Origin of the sequence: Streptomyces viridosporus (assembly GCF_002078235.1) — a bacterium.
Lineage (GTDB): Bacteria > Actinomycetota > Actinomycetes > Streptomycetales > Streptomycetaceae > Streptomyces > Streptomyces viridosporus.
In genome coordinates, this window is record NZ_MSGP01000433.1 from 1 (window position 1) to 8,355 (window position 8,355).

At 72.3% G+C, this 8,355-nt stretch carries 10 protein-coding genes; 5 read left to right on the forward strand and 5 right to left on the reverse strand.

The genetic code is table 11. The features are described 5' to 3' along the window. Positions 1-59: 59 nt before the first annotated feature. Entirely contained in the window at positions 60-530 is a 471-nt protein-coding gene (locus B7L92_RS28105) for a DUF5709 domain-containing protein (RefSeq protein WP_081240185.1), read from the forward strand. Between the two features lie 65 nt (positions 531-595). Further along, a complete protein-coding gene (locus tag B7L92_RS28110) occupies positions 596-850 on the forward strand; it encodes a type B 50S ribosomal protein L31 (protein WP_081240172.1) in 255 nt (84 codons plus the stop codon). Positions 851-884: 34 nt separating this feature from the next. Here B7L92_RS28110 and B7L92_RS28115 read toward each other — a convergent pair whose 3' ends face one another. Next, a complete protein-coding gene (locus tag B7L92_RS28115; protein ID WP_081240174.1) occupies positions 885-1,679 on the reverse strand; it encodes a metal-dependent hydrolase in 795 nt (264 codons plus the stop codon). Positions 1,680-1,825: 146 nt separating this feature from the next. Between B7L92_RS28115 and B7L92_RS28120 the strand changes: the two genes are divergently transcribed. Together B7L92_RS28120 and B7L92_RS28125 are read left to right on the forward strand one after the other, a co-directional pair. Continuing rightward, entirely contained in the window at positions 1,826-4,339 is a 2,514-nt protein-coding gene (locus B7L92_RS28120; protein WP_081240187.1) for a DEAD/DEAH box helicase, read from the forward strand. A gap of 19 nt (positions 4,340-4,358) precedes the next feature. Then, positions 4,359-5,225: an acyl-CoA thioesterase gene (locus B7L92_RS28125; RefSeq protein ID WP_016827310.1), complete on the forward strand. Its 867-nt coding sequence runs from the start codon at positions 4,359-4,361 to the stop codon at positions 5,223-5,225. Between the two features lie 451 nt (positions 5,226-5,676). Here the strand turns inward: B7L92_RS28125 and B7L92_RS28130 are convergent, their stop codons facing one another. Further along, complete coding sequence (locus tag B7L92_RS28130) at positions 5,677-6,090, reverse strand: roadblock/LC7 domain-containing protein (RefSeq protein WP_004991240.1); 414 nt, start codon at positions 6,088-6,090, stop codon at positions 5,677-5,679. Between the two features lie 119 nt (positions 6,091-6,209). Here B7L92_RS28130 and B7L92_RS28135 point away from each other — a divergent pair, with 119 nt between their 5' ends. Continuing rightward, positions 6,210-6,638, forward strand: coding sequence for a PPOX class F420-dependent oxidoreductase (locus B7L92_RS28135; RefSeq protein ID WP_081240177.1), 429 nt, complete (start codon positions 6,210-6,212; stop codon positions 6,636-6,638). Positions 6,639-6,668: 30 nt separating this feature from the next. On the opposite strand, the gene B7L92_RS28140 is transcribed toward B7L92_RS28135, so the two are convergent. The 3 genes from B7L92_RS28140 to B7L92_RS28150 all read right to left on the reverse strand — a co-directional run bounded on the left by B7L92_RS28140 (position 6,669) and on the right by B7L92_RS28150 (position 8,272). Beyond that, on the reverse strand, positions 6,669-7,292 hold the full coding sequence (locus B7L92_RS28140) for a GTP-binding protein (RefSeq protein WP_081240179.1): 624 nt from the start codon (positions 7,290-7,292) through the stop codon (positions 6,669-6,671). A 109-nt stretch (positions 7,293-7,401) separates the two neighbouring features. Beyond that, positions 7,402-7,812, reverse strand: a complete 411-nt coding sequence (locus tag B7L92_RS28145) for a DUF742 domain-containing protein (RefSeq protein WP_081240182.1) — start codon at positions 7,810-7,812, stop codon at positions 7,402-7,404. Positions 7,813-7,834: 22 nt separating this feature from the next. Then, positions 7,835-8,272 carry a roadblock/LC7 domain-containing protein gene (locus tag B7L92_RS28150; RefSeq protein WP_081240183.1) on the reverse strand — a complete coding sequence of 146 codons (438 nt, stop codon included), beginning with the start codon at positions 8,270-8,272 and terminating at the stop codon, positions 7,835-7,837. Between the last annotated feature and the right edge of the window lie 83 nt (positions 8,273-8,355).

Genomic DNA, 8,355 nt, shown 5'->3' on the forward strand with positions numbered 1-8,355 from the left:
GTGGCGGCCCGTACGGGCCGCGGCGGGAACGGGCCCGCCCCCACCCCCAGGAGGTACCCGTGAAAAGCGCCGACGGTTGGGGAGACGACGTCTACCAGCCCGACGCGTCCGACATCCAGGACGACGCCGGACTGCTCGACGCCGAGGACACCCTGGTGGACGACGGCGTCAGCGACCCCCTCGACCGGGGCTGGTCCCCTCCCGAGCGGCCCTGGGCCGTGGAGCACCACGGCGTGACGGCGGCGGAGCGCCACGAGGGCGAGACGCTGGACCAGCGGCTCGCCGAGGAACTGCCGGATCCCGCCGCCCCCGACGGGGACGGTCTCGGCGATTCCGAGGGCACCGACGGCGAACTCCTGGACAACGAGGTCGGCGCCGCACGCTCCGGTCGGCTCGTGGCCCCCGACGAGGGGGCGCACGAGGACGAGGAGGAGGCCCTGGTCGCGCTCGACGTCGGCATCGACGGCGCGGCCGCCTCCGCCGAGGAGGCCGCCATGCACGTCGTCGACGAGGACACCCTGCCCGGCTGACCCTCCGTCCCCCCGTCGTCGCGTCCGACCGAGTCGCCCGAGGAGCATCCATACAGGGAGCATCCATGCAGAAGGACAAGCACCCCGACTACCACCCCGTCGTCTTCCGCGACCGCGCCGCCGGTTACGCCTTCCTCACCCGGTCCACGGCCACGAGCAGCCAGACCATCGAGTGGGACGACGGCGAGACCTACCCGGTGGTGGACGTGGAGATCTCCTCGGAGAGCCACCCGTTCTACACGGGCAAGGCCCGGACGGTGGACACGGAGGGCCGCGTCGCCCGGTTCGAGCGCCGGTACGGCGGCGAGGGGTCCGGCTGAGCCGACGGCGGCGGGCCGGGCCGTGTCGCCGCCCTCAGACCACGTTGAGCGCCACCGCGCAGCCCACGCCGCCCAGCAGCATGAACGCCGGCATCAGCACCTTGAGCTCGACCCAGCTGCCCGCCCGGAACCGCATGGCCTTCGGCGGGCCGACCGGGTACCAGCGCTTGCGGCCCACCGGTATGGGCCACAGGATCGGGCAGCCGGAGACGGTCAGCGCGTCCCCGAGGTCGTGCACCAGCGCGCCCAGGACGATCGGCAGGCCCAGCCACAGGTACTCCTGGCCCGGCGCGGTGAACAGCCAGCCGGAGCCGTTGCCCGGCTGGTCCAGGATGTCGGCGAGGATCCAGGCGCTGGTCGCCGCCAGGAGCCACACCAGGACATCACTGCTGGAGCCCCGGGTCGCCCGCCACAGCAGGCCCTCGATGGCCAGCACCATGTGGGCGAAGAGGATCGCCAGCACCGCCCAGCGGCCCCCCGTGATCGCCAGCAGCGCGGTGCCGGAACCGATCAGCACGGCCCACAGCCAGGTGTGCGTGAGCGTGCGGTGCCCGCCGGTGCGACGCGGGTCGCCCGGCTTCTTCGTGGCCTTGTAGACGGCGTAGGACAGTTTGTCGACGACCTCGCACAGCCAGCGGGACAGCGGTCCGAAGGACCGGGAGATGGTGGCCGCCTTGTGGTCCAGGTCCGGGGCGAGCGCGGCACCGGCGCAGATCAGGGCGCCGACCAGGAGGACCGGCCAGGGCATCGGGTGCCCGGCGGCGGCCGTCGCCGCTCCGACACCGAGCCAGGCCGCAGCGCCCGACAGTGAGTGTGCTGGTCCCATCATCGCCGTTGCCCGCCCCATTCCTCTTCGGCCGCTGTCCAGTTGACCGGGTGCATTGACGCTCCGCCGACGACACAGCGTAGCGTTCGCGATCTTCGTGGCCGCATTCGATTCCCGCATCGGGCGGAAGGACAGGCAAGATGGGGGGTGTGACCCTCATCGATCAGCTGCCGCCGACCGCCGACCCCGACGCCCTGTACGAAGCCTTCGAGTCCTGGGCCCGGGAACGCGGTCTCACGCTCTACCCCCACCAGGAGGAGGCGCTGATCGAGGTGGTCTCCGGGGCGAACGTGATCGTGTCGACGCCCACCGGCTCCGGCAAGAGCATGATCGCCGCGGGCGCCCACTTCGCCGCTCTGGCCCGCGACGAGGTCACCTTCTACACGGCCCCCATCAAGGCGCTGGTGTCGGAGAAGTTCTTCGAGCTGTGCAAGGTCTTCGGCACGGAGAACGTCGGCATGCTCACCGGTGACGCGTCCGTCAACGCCGACGCCCCGGTCATCTGCTGCACCGCCGAGGTACTGGCGTCGATCGCGCTGCGCGACGGCAAGGACGCCGACGTCGGCCAGGTCGTGATGGACGAGTTCCACTTCTACGCGGAGCCGGACCGCGGCTGGGCCTGGCAGATCCCGCTGCTGGAGCTTCCGCAGGCGCAGTTCGTGCTGATGTCGGCGACGCTCGGCGACGTCTCCTTCTTCGAGAAGGACCTCACCCGCCGCACCGACCGCCCCACGGCGGTGGTCCGCTCGGCCACCCGGCCCGTGCCGCTGTCCTACGAGTACCGGTACACGCCGCTCACCGAGACGCTCGCCGACCTGCTGGAGTCCCGGCAGGCCCCGGTCTACATCGTGCACTTCACGCAGGCGCAGGCGGTGGAGCGGGCGCAGGCGCTGATGAGCATCAACATGTGCACGCGCGAGGAGAAGGACCGGATCGCCGAGCTGATCGGCAACTTCCGCTTCACCACCAAGTTCGGCCGCAACCTCTCCCGCTACGTCCGCCACGGCATCGGCGTGCACCACGCCGGCATGCTGCCCAAGTACCGGCGCCTGGTGGAGAAACTCGCGCAGGCCGGGCTGCTGAAGGTCATCTGCGGTACCGACACGCTCGGCGTGGGCGTCAACGTCCCCATCCGCACGGTGCTGTTCACGGCCCTGACCAAGTACGACGGCAACCGCGTGCGCACGCTGCGGGCCCGTGAGTTCCACCAGATCGCGGGCCGCGCCGGACGCGCCGGGTTCGACACGGAGGGCTTCGTCGTCGCCCAGGCGCCCGAGCACGTCATCGAGAACGAGAAGGCGCTCGCCAAGGCCGGGGACGACCCGAAGAAGCGGCGGAAGGTCGTGCGCAAGAAGGCGCCCGAGGGCTTCGTCGGATGGACCGAGCAGACCTTCGAGAAGCTCATCGGATCCGAGCCGGAGCCGCTGACGTCCCGTTTCCGGGTGACGCACGCGATGCTGCTGTCGGTGATCGCCCGGCCCGGCAACGCCTTCGAGGCGATGCGCCGGCTGCTGGAGGACAACCACGAGCCGCGCAAGCAGCAGCTGCGGCACATCCGGCGGGCGATCGCCATCTACCGTTCGCTGCTGGACGGCGGCATCGTCGAGAAGCTCGACCGGCCGGACGCCGAGGGCCGCGTCGTCCGCCTCACCGTGGACCTCCAGCAGGACTTCGCGCTGAACCAGCCGCTGTCCACCTTCGCGCTGGCGGCGTTCGAGCTGCTGGACCCCGAGTCGCCGTCGTACGCCCTGGACATGGTGTCCGTGGTGGAGTCCACCCTGGACGACCCGCGCCAGATCCTCGCCGCCCAGCAGAACAAGGCGCGCGGCGAGGCGGTCGCCGCGATGAAGGCGGACGGGGTGGAGTACGAGGAGCGCATGGAGCGCCTCCAGGACATCACCCACCCGAAGCCGCTGGAGGAACTGCTCTTCCACGCGTACAACACCTACCGCAAGAGCCACCCCTGGGTCGGCGACCATCCGCTGTCGCCGAAGTCCGTGGTGCGGGACATGTACGAACGGGCGATGTCCTTCACGGAGTTGGTGTCCTTCTACGAGCTGGCGCGCACCGAGGGCATCGTGCTGCGCTACCTCGCCGGCGCCTACAAGGCCCTGGACCACACCATCCCCGACGACCTCAAGTCCGAGGACCTCCAGGACCTGATCGCCTGGCTGGGCGAGACGGTGCGCCAGGTCGACTCCAGCCTGCTGGACGAGTGGGAGCAGCTGGCCAACCCGGAGGAGATGACCGCCGAGGAGGCGCAGGAGAAGGCGGACCAGGTCAAGCCGGTCACCGCCAACGCGCGCGCCTTCCGCGTCCTGGTCCGCAACGCCCTGTTCCGCCGCGTCGAGCTGGCCGCGCTCGACCAGGTGGAGGAGCTGGGCGAGCTGGACGCCGAGTCGGGCTGGGACGCGGACGCCTGGGGCGAGGCGATGGACAAGTACTGGGACGAGTACGAGGAGCTCGGTACCGGCCCCGACGCGCGCGGTCCGAAGCTGCTGCTGATCGAGGAGGAGCCGGACGACGGGCTGTGGCGGGTCCGGCAGATCTTCGACGATCCGAACGGCGACCACGACTGGGGCATCAGCGCCGAGGTCGACCTCACGGCCTCCGACGCGGAGGGCCGCGCCGTCGTCCGCGTCACCGATGTCGGCCAGTTGTGAGCACAGGAGAGTCCTACCCATGACGAACCCGGCCGAGAGGCTCGTGGACCTGCTCGACCTGGAGCAGATCGAGGTCGACATCTTCCGTGGCCGCAGCCCGCAGGAGTCGCTGCAACGGGTCTTCGGCGGCCAGGTGGCCGGCCAGGCGCTGGTCGCCGCCGGCCGCACCACGGAGGGCGACCGCCCCGTGCACTCGCTGCACGCGTACTTCCTGCGCCCGGGCCGGCCCGGGGTGCCGATCGTGTACCAGGTCGAACGGGTGCGGGACGGACGGTCGTTCACCACCCGCCGGGTCACCGCGGTGCAGCAGGGCCGCACGATCTTCAATCTCACCGCCTCCTTCCACAAGCCCGAACAGGGGAGCTTCGAGCACCAGCTGCCGCCGGCCCGTGAGGTGCCGGACCCGGAGTCGCTGCCGACGGTCGCGGACGAGATCCGTGCGCATCTGGGCGCGCTGCCGGAGCAGTTGGAGCGCATGGCCCGCCGCCAGCCCTTCGACATCCGCTATGCGGACCGGCTGCGCTGGGACCCGGACGAGGTCAAGGGGGCCGAGCCGCGCAGCGCGGTGTGGATGCGCGCGGTCGGTCCGCTCGGCGACGATCCGCTGGTGCACACCTGCGCCCTGACCTACGCCAGCGACATGACCCTTCTGGACGCCGTCCGGATCCCGGTGGAACCGCTGTGGGGCCCGCGCGGCTTCGACATGGCGTCGCTGGACCACGCCATGTGGTTCCACCGCCCGTTCCGCGCGGACGAGTGGTTCCTGTACGACCAGGAGTCGCCGATCGCCACGGGCGGGCGGGGGCTGGCCCGCGGGCGGATCTACGACCTGCGCGGTCGCCTGCTGGTGTCCGTCGTCCAGGAGGGGTTGTTCCGGGCGCTGTAGGCCACCGGTTCCCGCGGCGCCGCCGGCCCGGACAGGCCGCGGCACCCGCGGTGTGCCCCGGGTCCGCGGGGAGCCCTCCGGGCCGGAGCGCAACGGCACGGGACGGAGCGGGGTGCCGGACGGCGCTCCCGTGCCCCTTCCGTCAGCCGGGTCGGCTCCGCCCGCGACCGGGGAGCCGCTCGCTCCCGGCCCGGCCGACCCACCGGCCCCCTCCACCACCGGGGGGCGTGCGACCGGTCGTGGCCCGGGATCCGCGCGCTGCCGCGGCCTGTTCGGCGGTGGCCGCGGCGGTGACGTCGTGCGTGAGGGTGCGGTGTCCGGACATGCTCGTCTCCCCCGTGGAGTGTGGGCGGCCGGCGCCGTGTGCGTCCGTCCGGAAAGAACGTAGCCGCTCCGTCACGGTCCGCGACAGGCCTGTGGACAACCCCACGGGGCATGACGTGTGCGCAGGTCAGAGCTCGGTGAAGGGATCGGGGTCCGGCCGGCGGGTGTCCACGTCCAGATGCTCGCCGACCCGGTTGACCAGAAGCGTCATCTCGTACCCGATCTGGCCGATGTCGGCCTCGGCGCCGCTGAGGACACACAGGCAGCTGCCGGTGCCGGCCGCGGTGACGAAGAGCACCGCGTCGTCAAACTCGACCATCGTCTGGCGCACCCCGCCCGCGCCGAAGTGCCGTCCCGAGCCCTTGGCGAGGCTGTGCAGTCCGGACGACACGGCGGCGAGGTGCTCCGCGTCCTCCCGGCGCAGCCCCGTGCTCGCGCCCGTCACCAGTCCGTCGTTGGACAGGACCAGCGCGTGCCGTACGTGTTCGACGCGCTGGGTCAGGTCGTCCAGCAGCCAGTCGAGTCCCTGGTTCTGCGCCATGTCGTGAATCTCCCCGTGTTCTTCCCCGTGGCTTTCCCCGCCTGCCGTCCCCTCCTGGCGGGAGGGTCCCCGCGCCAGCCTTCCCCACGACCGGGCGCCGGGCAAGAAGAATGGGAGCCATGGGACAGAAGATGACCGACGAAGAATGGCGGGAGTTCGTCTCGCGCGGGACCCGCACCGCCAAACTCTGCACCGTCCGCGTCGACGGAAGCCCGCACGTGGCCCCGGTCTGGTTCCTGCTCGACGGCGACGAGGTGGTGTTCAACACCGGCGAGCGGACCGTGAAGGGGCGCAATCTGGCCCGTGACGGGCGGGTCGCCCTCTGCGTGGACGACGACCGTCCGCCGTTCGCCTACGTGATGCTGCACGGCCGGGCACGGCTCTCGCAGGACCCCGGGGAGCTCCGGCACTGGGCCGCCCGGATCGGCGCGCGGTACATGGGCGAGGACCGCGCCGAGGAGTTCGGGGCCCGCAACGGCGTGCCCGGCGAACTCCTCGTCCGCGTCACGGTCGAGAAGGTCCTGTCGGAGAAGGGCGTCGCGGACTGAGACCCGGCCGCGGGGCGGCGGGTCCCGCGGTCACCCCACCGAGTCCAGCAGCCGGGCGGTGTGCATCCGCCCGGCGTACTCGACGAGCCGGATCAGCACCTCCTTCCCCGAGTCGCGCTCGCGCGCGTCGCACAGCACGACGGGCGTGCCCGCGTCCAGGTCGAGCGCCCGGTACACGCTCCGCGCGTCGTGGCGCCTGGCTCCCTCGAAGCAGTTGACGGCGACCACGAAGGGGATGCGCCGGTGCTCGAAGTAGTCCACCGCCGGGAAGCAGTCCTCCAGGCGCCGGGTGTCGGTGAGGACCACGGCGCCCAGGGCGCCCTGCGCCAGCTCGTCCCACAGGAACCAGAAGCGGTCCTGTCCCGGCGTGCCGAAGAGGTACAGGGAGAGCCCGGACCGGATGGTGATGCGCCCGAAGTCCATGGCGACGGTCGTGGTGACCTTCCGGTCGACGCCGTCGGTGTCGTCCACCGACCGGCCCGCCTCGCTCAGCAGTTCCTCGGTGCGCAGCGGCCGGATCTCGCTGACCGCGCCCACCAGGGTGGTCTTGCCGGCGCCGAACCCGCCGGCGACCAGTATCTTCAGCGCCAGCGCGGCCGTCTCGGCGTCCGGGGCGTCGGGGTGTTCGGGGCGTTCGGGGTGTTCGGGGACCATCGATCACTTCTCTCTGGAGTGCCGGCCGCGGTCGGCAGGGGGGACGGGTGTGCCGCGGGTCCGGGAGGCGCCGCCGCGCGGCGGCGTCCGGGTGCCGGGCGCGGGGCCGCTACAGCGCCCGCAGCCCTCGGACCACCTCCCGGAGAACGCGTTCGTCGGGCAGGTGAGCGGGCGGCACCGGGAGGCTGACGGTGACGCTGCCGCGTTCCAGCAGGTCGCCGAGGAGCACCCGGACCACGCCGACGGGCAGGTCCGCGCCCGCGGCGAGTTCGGCGACCGACTGCGTCTCCGGGCGACACAGGTCGATCAGCGCGCGGTGTTCCGGCCCGAGCGCCGGGTCGTCGGTGCCGGGCGCGCCCGGAAGCAGGGTGACGAGGGCGATCAGGTCGAAACGCGCTCCGCCGGGGCCGGGTCTGGTGCGTCCGCCGGTCATGGCGTACGGCCGGACGAGGGGCCCGGCTTCCCGGTCGTACCAGTGGCCGCCCCGCTCGTGCGGAGCGCCCGTCGTGTGTTCGGTCATCTGCTCGGACCGCTTCCTCGCCTCATCGGGCGACGGGGGGCCGCGCGTCGACGCGCGGCGGGGTGCGGAGGTGCTCGCCGACGCGTTTGACCAGCCGTGCCGTCTCGTAGGCCACCAGGCCGATGTCGGCGGTCACGGCGGTGAGGAGGGCGAGGCAGGAGCCGTCTCCGGCGGCGGCCACGAACAGGAAGCCGTCGTCCATCTCGACCATGGTCCGACGCACTCCGCCGGCCCCGAAGTGCCGGCCCGCGCCCTTGGCGAGGCTGTGGAAGCCGGAGGCGACCGCCGCCAGGTGCTCGGCGTCCTCGCGGTCGAGGCCGCCGGAGGCGCCCACGGCGAGTCCGTCGTCGGACAGCACCACGGCGTGCCGCACGTCGCCGACGCGCAGCACCATGTCGTCGAGCAGCCAGTCGAGTGCACCGGAGCGCCGGCCGGTTCCGGTGCGCGGGTCCTGGATCATGCGGGATCTCCTTCACTGCCGTGCTCGGCCGGTCCTGGGGTGACGCCGCGGCGGACGACGGGGCCGCGGCGTCACCCCAGGAC